This is a genomic window from Fructilactobacillus florum 8D (assembly GCF_000512295.1).
Taxonomy (GTDB): Bacteria; Bacillota; Bacilli; order Lactobacillales; family Lactobacillaceae; genus Fructilactobacillus; species Fructilactobacillus florum.
In genome coordinates this window covers 16060-35643 of record NZ_ALXG01000026.1, presented here as the reverse complement: position 1 = coordinate 35643, position 19584 = coordinate 16060, and the positions used below count along the sequence as shown (strand labels likewise).

At 42.0% G+C, this 19584-nt stretch carries 16 protein-coding genes and 1 riboswitch; of the genes, 8 read left to right on the top strand and 8 right to left on the bottom strand.

Going from position 1 to position 19584, the window contains the following annotated elements:
• The first annotated feature begins 160 nt into the window (after window positions 1–160).
• Genes B808_RS06365 through addA form a run of 3 tightly spaced genes read left to right on the top strand, consistent with a single transcriptional unit; the run spans window position 161 to window position 8002 of the window.
• Complete coding sequence (locus B808_RS06365) at window positions 161–739, top strand: NAD(P)H-binding protein (RefSeq protein WP_051393797.1); 579 nt, start codon at window positions 161–163, stop codon at window positions 737–739.
• Window positions 739–4296 carry a PD-(D/E)XK nuclease family protein gene (locus B808_RS02785; RefSeq protein WP_035421811.1) on the top strand — a complete coding sequence of 1186 codons (3558 nt, stop codon included), beginning with the start codon at window positions 739–741 and terminating at the stop codon, window positions 4294–4296. The genes B808_RS06365 and B808_RS02785 overlap by 1 nt, the downstream gene beginning before the upstream one ends.
• On the top strand, window positions 4289–8002 hold the full coding sequence (gene addA / locus B808_RS02780; protein WP_035421809.1) for a helicase-exonuclease AddAB subunit AddA: 3714 nt from the start codon (window positions 4289–4291) through the stop codon (window positions 8000–8002). Before B808_RS02785 ends, addA begins: the two co-directional genes overlap by 8 nt.
• 27 nt (window positions 8003–8029) lie before the next feature.
• Here the strand turns inward: addA and B808_RS02775 are convergent, their stop codons facing one another.
• Window positions 8030–8563: a TetR/AcrR family transcriptional regulator gene (locus B808_RS02775; RefSeq protein ID WP_035421807.1), complete on the bottom strand. Its 534-nt coding sequence runs from the start codon at window positions 8561–8563 to the stop codon at window positions 8030–8032.
• A gap of 125 nt (window positions 8564–8688) precedes the next feature.
• Here B808_RS02775 and B808_RS02770 point away from each other — a divergent pair, with 125 nt between their 5' ends.
• Window positions 8689–9474, top strand: coding sequence for an alpha/beta fold hydrolase (locus B808_RS02770; RefSeq protein ID WP_035421805.1), 786 nt, complete (start codon window positions 8689–8691; stop codon window positions 9472–9474).
• A gap of 55 nt (window positions 9475–9529) precedes the next feature.
• On the opposite strand, the gene hxlB is transcribed toward B808_RS02770, so the two are convergent.
• The 4 genes from hxlB to B808_RS02750 form a co-directional block, all read right to left on the bottom strand.
• Complete coding sequence (gene hxlB, locus B808_RS02765) at window positions 9530–10129, bottom strand: 6-phospho-3-hexuloisomerase (RefSeq protein ID WP_225349218.1); 600 nt, start codon at window positions 10127–10129, stop codon at window positions 9530–9532.
• Complete coding sequence (gene hxlA / locus B808_RS02760; protein WP_449751080.1) at window positions 10080–10709, bottom strand: 3-hexulose-6-phosphate synthase; 630 nt, start codon at window positions 10707–10709, stop codon at window positions 10080–10082. The genes hxlB and hxlA overlap by 50 nt, the downstream gene beginning before the upstream one ends.
• 79 nt (window positions 10710–10788) lie before the next feature.
• Window positions 10789–11286, bottom strand: coding sequence for a methylated-DNA--[protein]-cysteine S-methyltransferase (locus tag B808_RS02755; RefSeq protein WP_035421801.1), 498 nt, complete (start codon window positions 11284–11286; stop codon window positions 10789–10791).
• A gap of 297 nt (window positions 11287–11583) precedes the next feature.
• On the bottom strand, window positions 11584–11844 hold the full coding sequence (locus B808_RS02750) for a hypothetical protein (RefSeq protein ID WP_035421799.1): 261 nt from the start codon (window positions 11842–11844) through the stop codon (window positions 11584–11586).
• Between the two features lie 193 nt (window positions 11845–12037).
• Here B808_RS02750 and B808_RS02745 point away from each other — a divergent pair, with 193 nt between their 5' ends.
• On the top strand, window positions 12038–13402 hold the full coding sequence (locus tag B808_RS02745) for a purine-cytosine permease family protein (RefSeq protein WP_035421795.1): 1365 nt from the start codon (window positions 12038–12040) through the stop codon (window positions 13400–13402).
• A 22-nt stretch (window positions 13403–13424) separates the two neighbouring features.
• Window positions 13425–13513: riboswitch (TPP riboswitch) on the top strand.
• Window positions 13514–13610: 97 nt separating this feature from the next.
• Window positions 13611–14174 (top strand): ECF transporter S component, encoded by a 564-nt coding sequence (locus B808_RS02740; protein WP_035421793.1) that lies wholly within the window; start codon window positions 13611–13613, stop codon window positions 14172–14174.
• Between the two features lie 66 nt (window positions 14175–14240).
• On the opposite strand, the gene B808_RS02735 is transcribed toward B808_RS02740, so the two are convergent.
• A complete protein-coding gene (locus tag B808_RS02735) occupies window positions 14241–15419 on the bottom strand; it encodes an MFS transporter (protein WP_051393795.1) in 1179 nt (392 codons plus the stop codon).
• A gap of 234 nt (window positions 15420–15653) precedes the next feature.
• Here B808_RS02735 and B808_RS02730 point away from each other — a divergent pair, with 234 nt between their 5' ends.
• Together B808_RS02730 and B808_RS02725 are read left to right on the top strand one after the other, a co-directional pair.
• Window positions 15654–17204, top strand: coding sequence for an aldehyde dehydrogenase family protein (locus B808_RS02730; RefSeq protein WP_035421790.1), 1551 nt, complete (start codon window positions 15654–15656; stop codon window positions 17202–17204).
• 95 nt (window positions 17205–17299) lie between these two features.
• The gene (locus B808_RS02725) at window positions 17300–17866 is read left to right on the top strand and encodes an LOG family protein (protein ID WP_009166444.1); all 567 of its coding nucleotides are present in this window, start codon (window positions 17300–17302) and stop codon (window positions 17864–17866) included.
• A 50-nt stretch (window positions 17867–17916) separates the two neighbouring features.
• Here B808_RS02725 and B808_RS02720 read toward each other — a convergent pair whose 3' ends face one another.
• Together B808_RS02720 and B808_RS02715 are read right to left on the bottom strand one after the other, a co-directional pair.
• Complete coding sequence (locus tag B808_RS02720) at window positions 17917–18852, bottom strand: alpha/beta hydrolase (protein ID WP_009166445.1); 936 nt, start codon at window positions 18850–18852, stop codon at window positions 17917–17919.
• Window positions 18853–18866: 14 nt separating this feature from the next.
• Window positions 18867–19514, bottom strand: a complete 648-nt coding sequence (locus tag B808_RS02715; protein ID WP_035421788.1) for an NAD(P)H-binding protein — start codon at window positions 19512–19514, stop codon at window positions 18867–18869.
• Between the last annotated feature and the right edge of the window lie 70 nt (window positions 19515–19584).

Sequence of the window (19584 nt, the reverse complement as noted above, 5' to 3'; positions counted from 1 at the left end):
CGAAATAAGTTCTAATTAATCATACAACGAGCGCGATATTTTTTCAAACACGAACTTTATTTATTTTTAAAAATTCAGAGATTGTTCAGCTAACCTTAAAATGATTTAAAATAGAGCTAGTTTAAAAAGTGGTTTGCTAGTTGAAAGAGAGAGGGCGCTCATGACACAAATGAAACAAATTTTACTGGTTGGCACTGGTCCGCTAGCAACTGGGATTAAGATGCGTTTTCAGGATGATTCCCACTGGTCCCTAACTCAGATAGCTGGAACGAGCGAGCAACTGGCGCAGATAAATCAACTGCAAACACAAGTACCACTAATAATTATTTTTGCATTATCTGGGCATGGGACTGACTTTGTGATCCCCGAAGTGTTAGACCATCCATTGGTACGGAAGGGATCAATCAATCGGATTATTATGATTGCTACGGCGGGAATTGATCAAGAAGTACAAGGGAGTTTGAAATATAACGAGATCAATGATGTTCCCGAGTACCTGCGTGAACAGCGATATGCGGTAAAGGTGATTGATGAAACTGAAGTTCCCTATACGATTTTTCGTCCTGGAGATTTAGTTGCGGGTGGAACTCGTCCAATTAATTTGTTTGCCGAAGGAACCCAGATGCCAGCTGGAGAAGTTTCATATGAAACAATGGCTAGTTTAGTGATGCAAGCAGTTGTAACGGATCGCTTTCTTAATCAGTCGGTGGGCGTTGTTGCAAGCAGTAAGGAGAATTAATGACTTTAAAATTTATTTTGGGACCAGGGAGTGCTGACCATGCCGGTGCCGTTATCGACGATCTACAGCACCAAATGGCAAAAAAAAGGACAGACACCTTTTTTTATGTGGTACCTAATAACGTTAAATTTGAATCAGAATTGCAAACGCTGCGGAGTTTAAATCAAAAACAGCAGCCAGTTTATGCGCAAAATCAATTGCAAATTTTCTCATTTTCGCGACTAGTGTGGTATTTTCTGAATACTAAAGCTGCTTATCAGTTGCCGAAATTATCACCAATGGCAATTAATATGATAATTTATCAAATTATTGAAGATCGGCGGGCTGATTTGACGGTCTACCGTGGTGAGGGGAAACAAGCCGGCTTCATTCAACAGGTTGCCGATCAGCTAATGGAACTACAACAAGGGGGCATTAGTGCCGATAACTTAGCGCAACTAAGTGATTTGGGAGCTGACCAAGTCAATCCCGAATTGCATGATAAACTCCATGATCTACAAATTATTTATCAAGAGTTCGTGCAACGAACCGATGGGCAATACTTGTACCAAGCAGAACTACTGGAACTACTTAACGAGTATTTATTAGGTCTGGATGATGCCCAAATTAGTACGATGCATTTTTATTTTAGTCAGTTTAAAAATTTTTCCGCCCGCGAGTTACAAATTATTCAGACACTGATTACAAGGGCACAAGTCACCATCGATTTAAATCTCACTCAAGCAGCCATAGCAGCAAATGAGGAAAGCTTGTTTGCGCAACCGACACAGCTATATCATTATTTAACTGATTATGCAGAGCAACATGCAAAAAAGCTTGCTGATCGTTGGGCAACGTCGCGGTCGCAAGCACTCGGCTTACAACAGTTAGAAGAATATTGGATTGCTAGTAATGAAATGGAGACGCCGCTCCCGCCTAGTCCCCACCAAAACGATGCGCTGCAGGTCAGCGTTACTAAAACGGCTTTTGCAGAATTAATGCAATTGGCAACCGAGATTCGGCGATTGGTAGCAACTGGAAACTATCGGTATCGCGATATTTTGGTAACGGCGCGACAGCTGGACCAGTATCAGTCAATTTTACAGCCGGTTTTTTCAATGTTACAAATCCCATATTTCACCGATAATCAACAACAGATGGATCAGCACCCGTTAGTGGGGATGTTAGCTAGTTTATTAGCAATTGACCGCCCTAATCGAGCCCAAAATTATCGCTATGACGATGTGATGGCGCTCTTAAAATCCGAATTATTACTTCCTCAAGATGACGAGGGACACCCTTTAGAACTAAACCGATATCGGCGGGCAGTGGCATTGTGTGAAAATCTAGTGTTGAAAAACGGATACCAAGGAAAACGGTGGACGCAAGCGCAAGATTGGATGTATGCACAAGCCTATAATGCTGAAACTGGGGTCGTGGTTGATAAAAACCAACAATTATCAAAAGAAATCAATCTGATTCGCCACTTTATTAAAAACAATTTGCCCCCGTTTTATCGCCAGTTAAAGCAAGCTCCCGACGGGAAAACGGCTGCGACGGTCTTGTATCGCTTTTTGGTTAACCATGGCGTGCCAGCTCGTTTACAAGAATGGCAGACGAACGCGACTGAAGCAGGACAGTTACAGGCCGCTCGCCAGTCGGAACAGGTCTGGGATCAATTTTGTCAGATTTTAGATGACTATGTAGCCGTGCTAGGCCAGCATGAGTTTGTTGTTGACGATTTTTGGTCATTGTTGCAAGCCGGGTTTGTAGGAGCTAGCTACTCTCAGATTCCTTCGACTTTAGATCAAGTTACGATTTCTGAGGCGGGTCGAGTGCATCTTCCAGATAAAAAAATCACTTTCATCTTAGGTGCCGATGACACTAATTTTCCAGCGAAAATTGATAATCAGCAGTTACTAACTGATGGAGATCGTGACCAATTAGAAGCAGGGTTGTATCCTGATCAGTATCTGCAAGCAACTAGCACGCAACAAATGTTAAATGAGCCGTATGATGATTACCTGTTAATGATGACACCGAGTGATCGATTATATTTTTCCTATAATCTCGGGGGTGATGTGGCTGAGCAACAAAAGCAACTGTCTCCATATGTCGCTCGCATTCAAAATTATTTTGATTTACCTCTCAGAACGGTTAACGATACTCCCACTGGGCAAGAAACTAATCTGACTCCGTACCTAGGAACGGCGCGATCGGCGCTACATTATTTGTTGCCAGCTTCTCTGGCTAGTAAAAAGGCTGGTTTGCCACTAAGTAGTGACTGGCAACAGGTGCAGACAGTATTACTTAATGCACCTGATCAAGGACTACAACAGTTAACGAAGCGGTTACTTGCCAGCTTGCAGTATAAGAATGAACCGGAAAATTTACGTCCAGAGATTGTAACGGCCTTGTATGGCACGAATCTGACGACTTCAATTTCTAAATTAGAAGATTTTTATCAAAATCCATACGAATATTTCTTAAAGTACGGATTGCAGCTCCGTGAACGATCGGAGTTTGAAATTAGTCCGACCGATACGGGACAGTTTTTCCACGAAGCACTGGATCAGTTTAGTAAAGCAGTTAGAGAACAACGGTTGGATCTGGCGGCTTTGAGCGATGCAGATCTTAGCGAACTGGTGTTAGAAATTACTACTAAGATGATTGAACAAGACGTTAATTATCAATATGAAATTTTGAAAAGTTCTCAACGAATGAAATACTTGCAATCACAGTTAATCCAGACTGTCCAAGAGATGGTACAAACCATGCGAACTCAGGCAAGTTATACTCCAGCCCGTCCGGCAGTTAGTGAAGTTGCCTTTGGTCCGGGTCAGCCCTATGCAGGTTTGCATTATGATTTAGATAAGCAACATCAGTTAAATGTGCAAGGGCGCATTGATCGGATTGATCGGATAAAGGTTGCTGATCATGATTATCTAGGAGTGGTTGATTATAAATCGGGAAATAAAAAATTAGAACTCAATGCGGTTTATGATGGAATAGAATTACAATTACTAACATATTTAAAAGCACTTTGGCAAAATCGAGCACAGTTAGGAGCACCGGATGCGAAAATATCAGGCGCGTTGTATATGCACATCTTTGCACCAGTTTTAAAACCGAATGAGGTTAAAAATTGGGATGATCAGCAACAAATTACAGCGGCGGTGTTAAAAAAACATCGGTTTGAAAGTGGAATTTTAATTAATGATCCCGAATTTATTAAGTCGCTGGCTGATCCGGTTCATCTAAGCACGATCTATCCCATTTCGTTAAAAAACGACGGACAGCTGCGCCAGAATAGTCAAGCCGTGACTCCCGAACAGCTACAAGCATTGTTAAACCATACCGAAAAATTAATGCAACAAGCTGCAACACGTATTTTTGCGGGAGAAACTACCTTGGCACCCGTGCAGTATAACCAAACCTCAACGTTACAATATTCACCTTATAAACCAATTATGCAATTTGACCCAATGCTGCCAGAAAATCAGTATCGAGAGATCATCAACCAAGATAAAAACACGATTTTACAGCAAATCATGAGGGAGGCACAGCAACATGAGTAAACCCGAGTGGACGCCTGGACAACGGCGTGCGATTCAGGAAGACTTTCCTGGGAATACGCTCGTTTCGGCTTCGGCTGGATCAGGAAAAACGAGTGTCCTTACCCAGCGAGTTTTAAGAAAGATTAAGGCAGGGGTGAATGTTGATCAGTTGCTGATTGTGACCTTTACTAATGCTGCCGCTAAAGAAATGCGCGATCGTATTAAGACGCTGATCATTGATGAACTAAATGTGGCGCAGGATCCACAACTCAAGCAGCGACTGGTTAGTCAGTTGCGCTTGCTACCAACAGCCCACATTGAAACCCTGGATGCTTTTTGTCAGTGGTTGGTTAAAAAATACTATTATATCATCAACTTGGATCCTGATTTTCGGATTTTAACGGATCAAAGTGAATTAGGATTATTACGGGACCGGGTTTGGGAAACGGTTCGCGAACAGCTCTATGGTAATGATGATGGGAGCTTTGCCGCATTAACTAGAAACTTTTCCAGTGATCGCAGTGATGATGGTTTAACCACGGTCCTATTTCAGTTGTATGATTTTGCTAATGTCACTCCTGATTTCCAGCATTGGCTTGCCTGTCTGCCAGAATTTTATGCGACGTCTGGCGCTTTGACGAATAGTGCCTTGTATCAAAAACTGTTACTGCCAGCCATGCAAAATCAGTTTCGACAGATGGATCAGGACTGGCAACAATTGATTCAGCAAGCAGAGCAGGCAGGGTTAGATAAACACTTGGATCTTTTTGAAGCTGAACGAAAAAAATTAGCTAATTTGGCGAACCAGCTGACCACAAAAAGTTGGGATGAGCTTCGCGAGCAATTTTCCAATTTTAAATTTGATAACGTTCCCAGGATTTCAAAAAAAGAGCTTGATGATGAGCAACTGGTAGCTAAGCAGCAGCTGACTGAACGACGAACAATGGCTAAAAAAGTGCTCCAAAAGCTCCAAGATGATTATTTTTTTGCCAGTGAAAGCGAGAACCAACAGGTCATGGAACGCTCTGAACAACTCGTGCGTAAATTAGTAAAGGTAGTACAACAATTTGCAACTGCCTATGCGGAGACCAAACGGAAGCGACGAACTTATGAATTTATTGACATTGAACATTTTGCGCTACAAATTTTAACTAGTGATGAGCCAGCCGGGCAACAACTTCAGGACTATTTCCGTAAATATCTGAATGAAATCATGGTCGATGAGTATCAGGATAATAACCGACTGCAGGATGCCATTTTAGCTGCTTTAAAACGGTCTGACCCTGAAAATTTGTTTATGGTGGGGGATGTCAAACAGTCAATCTATCGGTTCCGGTTAGCTGATCCTAGTTTATTTGGGGAAAAATACCAGACCTACCCCGATCAACCAAACAATACGCTTATTACGTTGCCTGATAATTTTCGTTCGGTGCAAAATATCGATGATTTTACGAACTTACTGTTTTCCCAAATCATGAATCAGCAACTGGGAGAAATTGATTATACTGGTGATAATTACTTGAAATTTGGGGCGCATGATTATCCAGATCAGCTCGATACGAAGACAGAAGTGCTTCTTTATAAAGCGGATGAACCAGTTCCTGATGAAGTGACAATGCAAGTTCCTAATGAACAACAGCAGGTTGAAATGATTGCGGAACGCATTGAGCAACTGATTCATGATCAGTATCAGGTTTATGATCGTAAACAGCAGCAAATGCGCCCGATTGAATATGGAGATATTGCATTGTTAGCAGCAACTAAGCACAACAATTTTTCAATCGCAAGCATTTTTGCTGAACACCAGATTCCAGTTATGATCGATGGCTCGGAGAGTTATTTTAAGACGACGGAAATTCAAATCGTAATGTCATTGCTGCAACTGATCGATAATCCATATCAGGATATTCCATTAGCTGCCGTGCTCCGTTCGCCAATGGTCGGTATGAATGAAAATGAACTGGCCTTTTTACGAATCACTAAAAAAATGGGGAATTATTTCCAAGCCGTGCTTGATTTCCCCAATTTGTATCAGCACGACCAACCAACTCCCTTCGGAGATGCGGTTCTTGCAAAGGTTCAACACTTTTTACAAGTATTGCAGCACCTGCGAGATTTTGCGACTCAGCATCGTTTAGCTGAACTGATTTGGAAAATTTATGAACAAACAGGTTTTTTGGATTATGTAGGGGGCATGACAGCTGGGAAAAAACGACAAGCCAATCTGCACGCACTCTATCAGCGAGCGGAGGAGTATGAAAAAAATGGCTTTCGTGGACTGTTTGCTTTTGTGCAGTTTGTAAAGCGCCTCCAAAAACAGAATCAAGACTTGGGGGAAGCTCCAGTTGAAGCAGAGGCAAATGCCGTCACAGTTAAAACAATTCATGGAAGTAAGGGATTAGAGTATCCTGTGGTGATTCTAATGGATGCCAACCATGGTTTTAATGAAACTGATTTGCGGGCAGCGAGCGTATTAGATGCTGACTATGGAATTGGTATTAGGTGTTATTTACCGAATCAAAAAGCCCGATTTCCTTCATTGCAATATTTGGCCATTGTGCAAAGAGGTCGGCAACGCATGCTGTCAGAGGAAATGCGGAAGTTATATGTCGCAGTCACGCGCGCCAAGCAAAAACTAATTATTACGGGAATTGTGAAGGGGAGTCCCCAGGCGGATGCCGAGACTACAGTGCTAAGTAAATGGGAGCAGGCCCTTCAAAGTGAAGAACGAGTGCTTGATGTAGCATTACGAGCAAAAGCGAAGAGCTTTTTAGACTGGATTGGACCAGCGCTGGTGCGCACGAAGACGTATCAGCAGCAAGCGCAGGCAGGGGAAATTGCGCAGCAGTCGCTGGTTGATAGTTCCGCTGCTTTTCAAATCAAATTTCTGGCTGCGTCTGATTTGCAACGTTCAAATGGTCGGCAAGTTAGTCAGGTTAAAAGTACAAGTGCTACCCCCCAACTAAGTCAGTCCGTAGTGCAACAATATTTGAATTTTCAATACCCCTATAAGGATGCCACGAAGACGACGGCTTATCAATCAGTGTCAGAGATTAAGCGCCAGTTCGATGATCCTGATAACATTCAACTCGGGAGTATTAATGAACGAGAACACCAGCTTTTAAAAAACACACGCTACAACAATCAGAACTTTGCCGAACCACGGTTTATGCAGCAAGTGGGGATTCCTAGTCCACAAGAAGTTGGAACGGCTACGCATTTAGTTTTACAGAAGGTAGATGTAACAAAACCGGTTACAGTTGTTCAAGTGCAGCTTTTAATTCAACAACTAGTTTCAGAAAAGCTGTTAGCCCAAGAACTTGCTGCCAATATTAAGGTTGATGCGATTGTAGCTTTTTACCAGACGACAATTGGACAACGCATTTTGCAGCATCCCGAGCAACTACAGCGAGAAGTTCCTTTTTCACTAGTAATCAATGCGGATCGCCTATTTACAGAATTTCATCACGATGCGAAACAACAATTGTTGGTGCATGGTATTATTGATGGTTATTTAGCAGACCCAAAGCGAGGCGTTTGCCTATTCGATTATAAAACTAGCTTTGTAAATCCTAACCATCCTGAAACTGATATTCAAAAAATTAAAAATCAGTATGCTGGCCAGGTTAATATTTATGCTTTGGCGTTAGCTGACATGCTAAAACAACCAGTCACCAGTAAATATCTTTATCTGCTGTCGATTAATAAGTTAATTGAGATCAATTGACGAGTACAGAGAAATAAGCTTGACAACCTAAAATTTAGCTAAAATTGTAGTCATCTCGTTGACAGCAGTTTGGGCATCAACAGGAATTAAGTCGGTGATCATTTGGGCATAAACATCAACAGCTCCTGAGATGATAAAGGGGATTTCAACCTGTGAATACGAATTCGTAACTTGAATTTTTTCGTGGCTCATAACTGTTTTGATTAATAATTTTTTGATTTTGCTAAGTAAAAGTTGATTTCGTTCATTTTTTAAAAAAGTATGGATAACTTCATCTTGTGACAAGTAATCATACAGTTGTTGATTTAATAAAGCATAATTGACTTTGGATTGGTCTTGATAACTTGTTTGGAGAATTTGGCTAAGATCGCGAAGAATTTCATCACAGATAGAATCATAAAGGTTATCAATGTCTTGATAATGCAAATAAAAGGTGGCCCTAGTGATGCCAGCCGTTCGTACCACCTCTGTAACACTAATTTTTGGCAGGCTGGTCGTTTTCATTAAATTGATAAGGGCCGTTTTAATGGCCTTTCTAGTTCTAATACTCCGTTGATCCATTGGCAAACCTCATTTTCTCAAATTAACACATTTAGCTAACTTAAATATAGCATTATTTATTTATCAGAACCAACTATCACCGTGGTCAGTTTGACAATTTTAGTCTGTAATCAGGAGGATTTGAGATGATTTCATATCAAATAGTGGGGCAAGGAGTCCCAATTGTTTTTATCCATGGATTAGCCCTTGATCGGACCTCCATGCGGGATTTTTTTGAACCTTTGTTAAAGGGGTCTGGTTGGAAACGTTACTACGTAGATTTACCCGGGATGGGGAATTCACCAGGCACCCCGCAGGCTGATGTGCAAACCGTTTTGGCTGCCTTAGTTACCTTTATCAAAGCGCAGCTGGATAATGAAAAATTCGTGGTGTGCGGTCGTTCTTTTGGTGGATATCTTGCGAGCTTTTTAACAAAAACGTTTGGTAGTCAAATCAGAGGAATTTTTCTAACCTGCCCGGTGGTAAAGGCGCATAAGGAAGAGCGAGTACTTGCCCAACATGTGACGAAACCGTTTGGTACTGTTAATTACATTAGCCATAAGGAATTTAAAACCGATTTTTTAGCAATGAACGTTAAGATTGGCCCTCATCAGTGGGATTTATATCAACAACTAATTATTCCAGGACTCCAACGCCGCGATGCTGGTTTTATTGAAACACTTCAACGAAACTATCAGCTGGAGTTTGAAAGTGATCTGCCCCGGTTTATCAGTCCGCAGACTCAGTTGATGATATTGGCTGGTCGTCACGATCAGATAGTTGGTTTTCAACAACAGCTGGAGTTGGGTGAGCGGGTGAAAAATAGTACGGTGGTTCTATTGCAAAACGCAGGACACAATCTTTTTATTGATGAAGAAATGAAGACAGCTGGTTATTTCAAAGGATTTTTACAACAGTTGGTAGTCAAATAAAGTACTAAAAAGACCAGGAGACAGAAGTAAAACTGTCCGACTGGTCTAGTTGGCATTATTCTAAGTTAGCATGTTGAGAACGTAATTCCTGTTCAGTAATTCCCTGGTCGTTCATTAAGGCAAGTACAAGAGCGTCTCCAAAAATCCAAACAGACTGTTCAAACAGACTACCCAATGGCTGTTGAGATGAGGTGGCAGTTCGACCAGTCTGTTTGCTTTTGCCGGGAAGGAGCGTAACCTGCTTAGCAATGGTAGCAATTGGATTTGATTTGTTAGTGGAAAAGAGCCAAATCACAGCGCCAGCCTGCTGAGCAGTTTGGGCAAGCTCAACGATCGCCGGAGTGGTTCCAGAAGCAGATGCGAGTACTAATAAGTCGCCTTCTTGAATTGCTGGCGTCGTCGTTTCACCGACAACAAAGACGGTCTTGCCTAACTGCATCAAGCGCATTGCAAGCGCCTTGATTGCCAGCCCAGATCGTCCGCCCCCGGAAACAAAAATGCGGGGCGCTTGCTCGATTATTTCGCAGTCCCGGTTCGTTAAGTTAATCGGTTGTTTGGCTAGCTCGGCAATAATGGTTTGCCACGATTTTGAATTTACCATCTGGTTATTTAATTGCCGCTTTGAAGGATTTAGCGGCGCTTGTAGGATCGTCATTGGTTGCAATTCCAGCTCCAACAATTAGCAAGTCGGGATTAGCTTGCTTAATCTCATCCAAGTTAGTTAGCTTAATGCCACCTTCCAGCGCCGTCTTAGTTTTGGTGACGTTTTCCTTGATTGTGTTGAACGTTGCAAAAGGAGTTTCACCCTGGGCTTGAAGATCGTAACCGGTGTGAGTAGCAATGTAGTCTGCTCCCATTTGATCAATTTCTCGCGCTCGGCGAGCAACGTCGTGGACACCAATCATATCGACCAATAGTTCTTTTTTAGCCTGGTGAGCAACTTTAATGGCATCTCGGATGGATTGATCCTCAGCGACTCCCAGAATGGTAGTGATGTCAGCTCCATATTTAAATGCTTGACTAACTTCATACGAAGCAACGTCCATAATTTTAACATCAGCCAGTAAGGTTAAATTAGGGAAACGGTTCCTAATTTTAGCCAGGCCTTCAAGACCAAAATTAATCACAAGCGGAGTTCCATATTCTACGATATCAACGCTTTCCTGAGTCTTTTCAATCAAATTAATGGCCCCATCGATGTCCTCAAGGTCAATTGCAAGCTGTAACTTCATCATCTTCACACCTTTTCTAATAAGTTTATGTCATCAATGCTATTACTTTTTGTAATATATTTCATGGATTAGCACTTAGGCGTTAGGTGGTCCACTTATAATCGGTTTGTTCATGCGCTAAGAGCAACTTTTTTCTGGTAAGTCCACCAGCGTACCCGGTCAACTTACCGTTTTTTCCAAGAATTCGGTGACAAGGGATGATAATAGAAATTGGATTATTTGCAACCGCATTGGCAACTGCACGGACGGCGGCGGGATTAATTGGACGGGCCAGTTGTTGATACGTACAGGTTTTTCCCGATGGGATTTGCAAGAGGGCTCGGTAAACTCGTTGTTGAAATTCAGTTCCAGTTAAATCCAATGGGACGATCTGTGCCTCCGGATGTTGATTGGTAAAATAAAGATCCAACCAGTGGGCTGTCAGTGAAATAACAGCCGTTTTTCTCATAGGAACCTGGTTAAGTTTGAAATTGGCACCGTAATGGGCTTGTCCAACGAACCATAATCCGGCTAAGCCATTAGAGCTACTTAAGATGGTGATTTCCCCAATTGGGGATTGATAGTTTGATTTTGCTAACAAACGATAAAGACGACCTTTCTTAATGGTTGGTTTTTACAGATAGAAAATAAGCTGAACAACAAACAACCGAACAAGAATTAAATTCCAGTCCGGTTGTTGTGAAACTTTAATAATATTGATACGGTTGCCAAAGTCACGCGATTTTTTCGATACAGACTTCCGTCACTGGTAGCGGGGTTGATTGGGGACGGATTAGTTTGTGGAAATTTTCAGATCGTATCTGAATCGATGTGAGAGAGTTTCTATCCGTGTTCCAGCAAGGGGTGGGCACGAATGCTAATGCATTCTACTGAAATCTCATGCACCAAAGTATTGCTGGATCTTATCTTTTGGGACAGAAAGTGGATGGTGATGTTTGTCGATAATGAAGTAGACATACTCACCAATTCCATAGCGTCCGGCGCGATCAGGACCGGTAACAGTGGCACGGTGAAGTTGGGAACTGATCGTGATTACATTATTACCAATCACATTAGCAATAATCTGATCGCCATCTTTGATTCCGACTTTAACCATTCCAACACTCTGACTTCGATAGATCGGTTCTTTAAGTGTCATAACGTTCATCCTTTCTTATACAATTGTCAAATAACTAAATACCCCCGCTAACCATCTGAATTATAGCATGAACGATTGGTAATGATTAATTTTTAGCGGATCTCCTAGGCAATATTTGGTGAATTTGATATACTGAAAGACGATTATTAATATAAAACAGACACAAAATGTTAATGTTTTGGAGGAAACTATATTGAATAATAGGAAGTATGCCGTCGATGAAATCCCTTTAAACGAACGAAATATGACGTACTGGGATATGTTTGCGACGTGGTTTGGTGCTAATGCCAATAATGGAACGTGGTTCATTGGTGGTGTGATCGCAGCCGCTGGCTTTTTTGGTGGGATCGTTTCAATGTTGATTGGTGGGATTTTAGCGTATATCTTCTTAAGTTTAATGGGTTACGTTGGTTACCGAACGGGAGCAACGACGACCGTATTATCAAGAGGTGCGTTTGGAATTCGTGGGAGCATCGTCCCTTCATTGATTAATATTACGTTGTTTTTAGGCTGGACAGCTGTTAATACCTTTATTGCAGCCACTTCCTTAGCCTTTATTTTTCACAGTCTGTTTCGGTGGCCACTCTTTGGACAACCCGGAGGGAACTTGGGCATGGTTGTTGGGATCTTGATTATGAGTTTTTTGCATATTCTTAGTATCATTTCTGGACAACGATCAGTTCAGCTAGTAGAGCGCATTGGGGTCATTTTAGTGATCGTCTTTGTGTTATTAGAGGTAATCGTTGTCTTTAAAAATGTCTCCATCAGTCAGTTAGCCCACTATCGAATTCCGAAACTACAACAGATGCCACTGGGAGTGGCAATTGATACGATTGCAGCGGCTAGTCTTGGTTGGGTAGTCGGGGGCGCTGATTTCACAAGATTTACTCGCAGCAAGAAGACGGCCATTAGAGCTCCCTTTTGGGGTGCCCTTTTAGGGTTAATGAGTTTCACAATTATCGGGATTTGTACCACGATTAGTGTGGCGTTGACCTCGGGAACTTATGACCCCAACAACTCTGATCCAAGCATCATTGCTAACAAATTAGGGTTAGGTTTGATTGCAATGGTGGTAATTGTTTTGACGAGCATGACAGCTAATGCGGTTAATATTCAAGCGGGAGCTTCTGCTTTAAATAATTTGGTGCACAAACTTAGCCTTAATAAGGCATTGGTTGTAATTACCTTGTTGTCAATGATCTTAACCTTTATTCCATTACTTAGCGGGAGTTTTTTAAATTCATTTATTGCGTTTTTAGATTACACCGGGATGCTTCTTGGTCCGATCATTGCCATCATGGTTGTGGACTATTTTATCTTGAATCAAGATCACTATACGGCGCAAGCATTAGCTGACCCGCAGGGAAAACTTTGGTATCAGCATGGTTTTAATTGGATTGCATTAGGAACTTTATGCTTGGGAGTGCTACTCTACCTAGGATTAAAAAGTATTCCAGTGATTAGAACATCAGTTGGGGCAACTTTTATCACCATGGGTCTAGTAGCAGTGGGGTACTATTTGTTGACAAAAGGCATTAACCGGAAACAAGTTAATTAAAATTATGTTATAATTCAACTATAATAAAGAGTTGGGGTGCCACGAGCTGAGATTAAACCCATTGAACCTGATGTAGTCCGTACTACCGCAGGGAACTTCCTTAATTTAGAAAATTAGAATCGCACTCGAGACGATTTGTTTAGATTTCTAAAGCACTCAGCTGGTGGCGGAGTGCTTTTTATTTTGGAAAAATATGGGAGGAATAACGATGAAGCGATGGTTTAAAACGTGGCATTTAAAAAATATTATTTTAGTTACACTAATTGGGATTGTTTGCGGTCTGATTTTTTGGTTGATGGATCCATTATATTCGCTGGTAACCGCGCTACTAACTCCTGTGGGATTAGCTCCATTTGCAGGAGCGACTTTATTGGGTTTTTGGACGATGGCAGGGCCGCTGGCGTTGCTAGTCCTTAGGCGACCAGGAGCAGGTTTGTTGGCAGAGTTCTTTGGAGCAGCTGTTGAAATGCTACTAGGTGGAATTTGGGGGGCTGCGACCTTGGTCTCGGGACTGATACAGGGAAGTGGGTCTGAGCTAGGCTTTGCCTTAACTGGTTATCGTCGTTATGATTGGCTAGGAATATCATGTTCAGTAATAACGACGACCATTGTGACCTTTGGTTGGGAACTAATTAAGCAGGATTATGCAGGGTTTGGTTTTTGGATGCTAGTAGCAATGTTTCTAGTTAGCCTGCTTTCGGTATTTTTATTTAGTGGTCTATTGCCAAAATCAATTGCTAATTTACTGCAACGTTCGCATCTCTTGGATTGATATTCAAAATAAAAGCACGCTGATTTATAAGTCAGCGTGCTTTTATTTTGAAAACTAAGATTGCCATTAGTCAATTGTCCCGGGACGTCCCGCCTGAAAGCCCAAGATGATCATGAGAAAGCCAAGAATGATCAAGAATAAAAGAGCCCATCCAATTGAGTTAGTATGCGTTGCGATGAGTCCAAAAATAGTTGGACCTAGAGCAGCAAGGGTATATCCAATGGTTTGACTCATACCGGAAAGACTGGCAGCAGTTTCGTTTTGTTTAGTCCGTAGGGTAAAGAGCATCAAGCACAAACTAAATGATGCTCCGGTTGCTAACCCAAGTAAGATTGATGCCAGCAGTAGGATAATATAATTTGAACTGAGTAGTAGTGTAATCCCAACGATAAAAGTGCTCCCAGCGATTATGATAAAAATGGACTGGCTGTGCATTTTTTCAGCAAGCATAGGAACAAGGAAGGAGGCTGGTAGAATCATTAATTGCAACAGCCCTAACATGAAGCCTCCCGTAGCCGGTGAATAACCCTTTTGGTCAATGATGTTTGGTAACCAAGCCACGCAGGTGTAGAAAATTAGGGATTGAATGCCCATGAAAGTAGCTAGAGACCAAGCGGTTTTGGAACGGTATAAGTTAGTTGGTGCCGGCGCGGTTATTTTGGAATTAGTGGATGCCGATTGTTGCGAAGGCGAAGAGAAGTAGATGAGTAACCACAGAAATAGAATGGGAATAATAATAATGCCAACGGTTGCTAACGCAATTAGTGGCAGGTTGTTAACCTTTTCGAGGACCGGAATAGCAAGACTAGAACCCACAGCGCCCATGAAATTCATAGTAATGGTATAACCACTCGTAATTTTACCAACATGCTGGGGAAAGTAGCGCTTTGTGAGGGCAGGAAGTAAAACATTGCCAAAACAAATCCCGACAGCTAGGATGATGGTTCCCAGAAAGAGACCAAAATTGTTGGTAAACGAACGAATGAAGATGCCGATTAGCATTAAGATAATCGAGACAACGATGCTAAGATTTAATCCAATTTTTGTAGCAATTCTTGCAACGATAATCGACGTGAAAGCAAAGACCAACAGGCTAATGGAAGTTAGCTGGCTCAAGGTGGTCATTGACAATCCGGTAGTCTGGTTAAGGCGCGGTAGTAATGGACCGACTGAGGTAAGTGGAATCCGTAAAATAGCAGCTAATAAGAAGATTCCCAATAAAATTAATCTAGTTTGTTTTTTCATTATTAATTAGATCGTGTCCTTTCTCAAAAGAAGATCAGTTGTATTGTAGTATAGCATAATTTATCAAGAAGTCAGGAAGACTCGCGAGTGATTGGCTCGGATCCTTTACTAATTTGGTAAAATATTTTACACTAAACCCGTTGTTTAGATTCTTAGATTTAATGCTGGAAGCTTCCCATTATTTTTAAAAACCTATTGATAATGAGCTTAACTACTATTTTGGGGGACTCAACTATGAATTTTGTAAACGAACCAGAATTAGATCTTACGCAAGAAGCAGTTCAAAAGCATTTACAGCAAGCATTTGCTCAATTGGATGCAACTGATACACCAGACATTCCGCTGGTCATTGGCGGCAAACGAATCTATACTGATGAGACTTTGGCCAGCGTTAATCCAGCTCAGAAAAGTGAGGTTGTTGGGAACCTATCGTTAGCGCAGCCAGCCCAAATTGATGATGCCCTAGCTGCTGGCCGACGAGCATTTCAGGAGTGGAAATTTATATCTGTAGCCGATCGCAATCAGCTGGCGACCAAACTAGTTAATTTGGTTCGCGAGCATCGCTATGAATTAATTGCCATTATCGTGGAGGAAAGCGGTAAGAATGTTGGCGAAGCTGACGGCGAAATCTGTGAATTGATTGATTTTATTCATGCTTATATGATTGGAATGGAACAGTTAAAAGATGGATTAGATTACTTGGTCCCCTCGCCGGTGGAATCGCGCGAAGCTCGCTATTTACCGCTTGGAGTCGGAGCAGCGATTGCTCCTTGGAACTTTCCGCTTGCTATTTTAGGTGGCATGGTGATGGGAGCCGTTTTAGCTGGGAATGCTATGATTATGAAACCCTCATCGGATACGGCCGTGGTCGGTTATCGACTATTTGAATTAATGGAGCAGGCTGGTTTTCCAACGGGGCTGATTAATTTCATAACGGGCAAGAATGCAGAAATGGGAGATTACCTAGTTAAACACCCTAAATTACGGTTTATTAATTTCACGGGTTCAAAGCAAGTAGGATTGCACATTAACCAATTAGCAGCAACTCCACAGCCAGGACAGATTTGGATTAAACGAGTTGTTGCGGAAATGGGTGGTAAAAACGCCATTATTGTTGATGACGATGCTGATCTTGACCAAGCGGCAGCGGGAATTATTTCATCAGCCTTTACCATGCAGGGGCAGAAGTGTTCGGCTAACTCGCGCCTGATTGTGTTAGACTCCGTTTACGATCAGCTCTTAGCCAAGGTTGAGACCAGGATGAAAGCTTTAAATCATGATCCTGCCCGCGCAAATGGTGATGTCGGTCCTGTAATTGCTAAGCGTGCTTTTGATAAAATTACTAGTTATATTGATTACGGTAAGGACAATCCAGAGCAAAATACCCTGCTAGTCGGGGGAAATTATGATGATACACAGGGATGGTTTATTGAACCCACACTTTTTGAGGTTACAGCTACTTCACGGATTTTCAATGAAGAAATCTTTGGACCAGTGCTGGGGGTCATCAAGGTATCTTCGTTCGAAGAGGCTCTGCAGTTAGCAAATGATACAGCTTACGGTTTGACGGGGTCACTGTACTCTAAAAATCAAGCTCATATCAAAACCGTTGTTGACGATTGGTATGTGGGAAACTTGTACATTAATCGGAAAACGACGGGGGCCGTTGTTTACCAGCATCCCTTTGGTGGTTTCAATCTCTCAGGAACTGATGGGAAGACGGGAACAACTAATTACGTCCAACAATTTTTGGAACTACAGTCGGTTACTAACCATCATGGTTAGTTAAAAAGCACGCTAGTTAAAAACTAGCGTGCTTTTTAATGACGATTGTTAATATGCTATACTTTTATTATTACAGCAATTGAAAGGAAATCTTGATGAAGCGATTAGCAGTGTATTGTGGAGCCTATACGGGCAAAAATCCGGCTTATCGATTAGCAGCCACCCAGTTAGGGAAAATGATGAATGAACGTGATCTCGAGTTAGTATATGGCGGTGGTACCGTCGGCTTGATGGGAATCATCGCCCAGTCCGTGCTTGATGGTGGTGGTAAAGTACACGGAATTATGCCACATTTTTTAAGAGATCGAGAGGGTACCGTCGAAAATGGAGCTGAGTTGGAGTTTGTTCCTAATATGGCGGTGCGAAAACAACGCATGTTGGATTTGTCAGATGCCTGTCTGGCACTGCCAGGCGGTCCAGGAACCCTCGAAGAAATTATTGAAGCTTTCTCTTGGGCAGTGCTGGGTCAAAGTAGTAATCCGTGTGCCTTTTATAATGTTGATGGTTATTATACGCAACTAGCTAACATGTTTGATCGAATGACAGCAGATGGCTATCTCACAGACGATAATCGAGCGAAGCTTTATTTTTCGGATTCATTTTCAGACATTTTTAATTTCATGGAAAATTATCAACAACCTAAAATTCGTGAATACGACTAATTAAAGGGGCGTGATTAGTATATTACTAATCGCGCCCCTTTAAAAAATGGCTATAGATATTTACCAAAAAACTCTACTAATTTTGCAATCGCAGGGTCAACTGCTTTTGGTTGGTCGTAAAGTTCATAGTGAGTAACTCCATCAATAATTGTTAGTTCTTTGTGTTCAGAAGCGGCTTTTTGATAGATCTCATAGCTAAAACGATAAGAACCAAAGCCACCGGGAATGCCACCAGCAATTAATTCTAGTGGTTGCGTTAATAGGCGATCTGCTAGGGCAGCAGCATCAAAAGCAATGTCTTGGGCAAGACTGGTGTAGACAAATTGGTTAGGGGCATACGGATCTTGACCACGGGGAGTCAGATAGTAGTCAATGGCTTGTTCAATATCAACATCGTTAATTCCAGCGGCTTCGCGCGCTTTTTGGCTGGCCGGAAGAACGGGAATGTGTTTAACCTCGCCACCACGAGCTTCGATGGTTCGTTGACGACCCATATCTTCTAGGGTTTTAATCAGAGAAGCGTTATCAGGACCAAAGGTTAATTTGTAGACGTCACCAACATTAGCGGCGGCTACACCAGCAACTGCTTTAATCCGATGATCAATCTTGGCCGCGTTGATGGTAAAACCACCACCACCACAAATTCCCATTACGCCAACTCGTTCGGCATCAACGTAGGGCAGAGTTACCAAGAAATCAATGGCAAACATTACCCCCTCTGTCCGTGCAGCTGGGAGTTCAGAATTGTGTGGTTCTCCTTCACTTTGTCCCTGATAGGGAGAATCATAGGCAAGAGCTAAGAAGCCATGTTCAGCTAATTTAGTAGCGTAAATCTTACCAGATGTTTGATTGAAATCACTACTGGTAGGGTGATTAACTACAATTACTTCATGTTGGTAGCTATCATCAAAATTTTCGGGGAAAAATAGTCGTCCCTTCATTTGTAATTCCCGAGCGGAAAAAGTAACGTCTTTAGTAGTAATCATGAAATTCTCCTTTATTAAAGCCAAGCGGGCTTGTCACCATCAGTGTTGGGCTTGTTAATTCCAATACTGTCATTTTGATAGAGGGTCGGATCGTTGATGATTTTAATGATGACATCAGCAACACTTTTGCGTGATACTTCGGTTCCCTTAAATGGTTCGTCAGCAGCAGTGATTTCGTAATCAACTTCGTCGTAGTTAGTTAACCAAGCAGGACGTAATTGCGTAGTATTGATGGCAGTTGCTGCTTTAATGAGACGATCAGATTTCCGCAAACCCGGTAAAGCAGCTTGGATGGTTTCCTCATTCCAACGACCAAAGGCACCTGGAACTTCATGCAGTGCTCCCAACGCACTGTAAAAAATCAAGCGCTTTTGCCCGGTTTGTTGCATAGCGTCAAGAATTGGTTTGGCAGAGCGATCCAGATTGATTCCACCTACATTGGAGTAGACGATATCAATGTCCTTTTGCATGGCTGCTTTAAGTACAGCAACATCTTGAACGTCACCATCAATAATGGTAATCCGATCGTTATTTGCATAACGGGATAAACGCGAAGAGTTTCGTAAATATAAGACTAATTGGTCATCAGTTTCGTTTAGTAGACGTTCGATGACGATTTGAGCCGTGGCACCGTAAGCCCCTAAGATTAGAACTTTTTTCATAACAATGAAATCCTTTCCAAAGCACAGTTTTGGAGTTCATGATTTTAATCACTAGCTCTGAGTTGATTTT

Coding starts and splice junctions, on each gene's coding strand:
- B808_RS06365 (WP_051393797.1), top strand. CDS start 161: ATGACACAAATGAAACAAATTTTACTGGTTGGCACTGGTCCGCTAGCA.
- B808_RS02785 (WP_035421811.1), top strand. CDS start 739: ATGACTTTAAAATTTATTTTGGGACCAGGGAGTGCTGACCATGCCGGT.
- addA (WP_035421809.1), top strand. CDS start 4,289: ATGAGTAAACCCGAGTGGACGCCTGGACAACGGCGTGCGATTCAGGAA.
- B808_RS02775 (WP_035421807.1), bottom strand. CDS start 8,563: ATGGATCAACGGAGTATTAGAACTAGAAAGGCCATTAAAACGGCCCTT.
- B808_RS02770 (WP_035421805.1), top strand. CDS start 8,689: ATGATTTCATATCAAATAGTGGGGCAAGGAGTCCCAATTGTTTTTATC.
- hxlB (WP_225349218.1), bottom strand. CDS start 10,129: ATGACGATCCTACAAGCGCCGCTAAATCCTTCAAAGCGGCAATTAAAT.
- hxlA (WP_449751080.1), bottom strand. CDS start 10,709: ATGATGAAGTTACAGCTTGCAATTGACCTTGAGGACATCGATGGGGCC.
- B808_RS02750 (WP_035421799.1), bottom strand. CDS start 11,844: ATGACACTTAAAGAACCGATCTATCGAAGTCAGAGTGTTGGAATGGTT.
- B808_RS02740 (WP_035421793.1), top strand. CDS start 13,611: ATGAAGCGATGGTTTAAAACGTGGCATTTAAAAAATATTATTTTAGTT.
- B808_RS02735 (WP_051393795.1), bottom strand. CDS start 15,419: ATGAAAAAACAAACTAGATTAATTTTATTGGGAATCTTCTTATTAGCT.
- B808_RS02730 (WP_035421790.1), top strand. CDS start 15,654: ATGAATTTTGTAAACGAACCAGAATTAGATCTTACGCAAGAAGCAGTT.
- B808_RS02725 (WP_009166444.1), top strand. CDS start 17,300: ATGAAGCGATTAGCAGTGTATTGTGGAGCCTATACGGGCAAAAATCCG.
- B808_RS02720 (WP_009166445.1), bottom strand. CDS start 18,852: ATGATTACTACTAAAGACGTTACTTTTTCCGCTCGGGAATTACAAATG.
- B808_RS02715 (WP_035421788.1), bottom strand. CDS start 19,514: ATGAAAAAAGTTCTAATCTTAGGGGCTTACGGTGCCACGGCTCAAATC.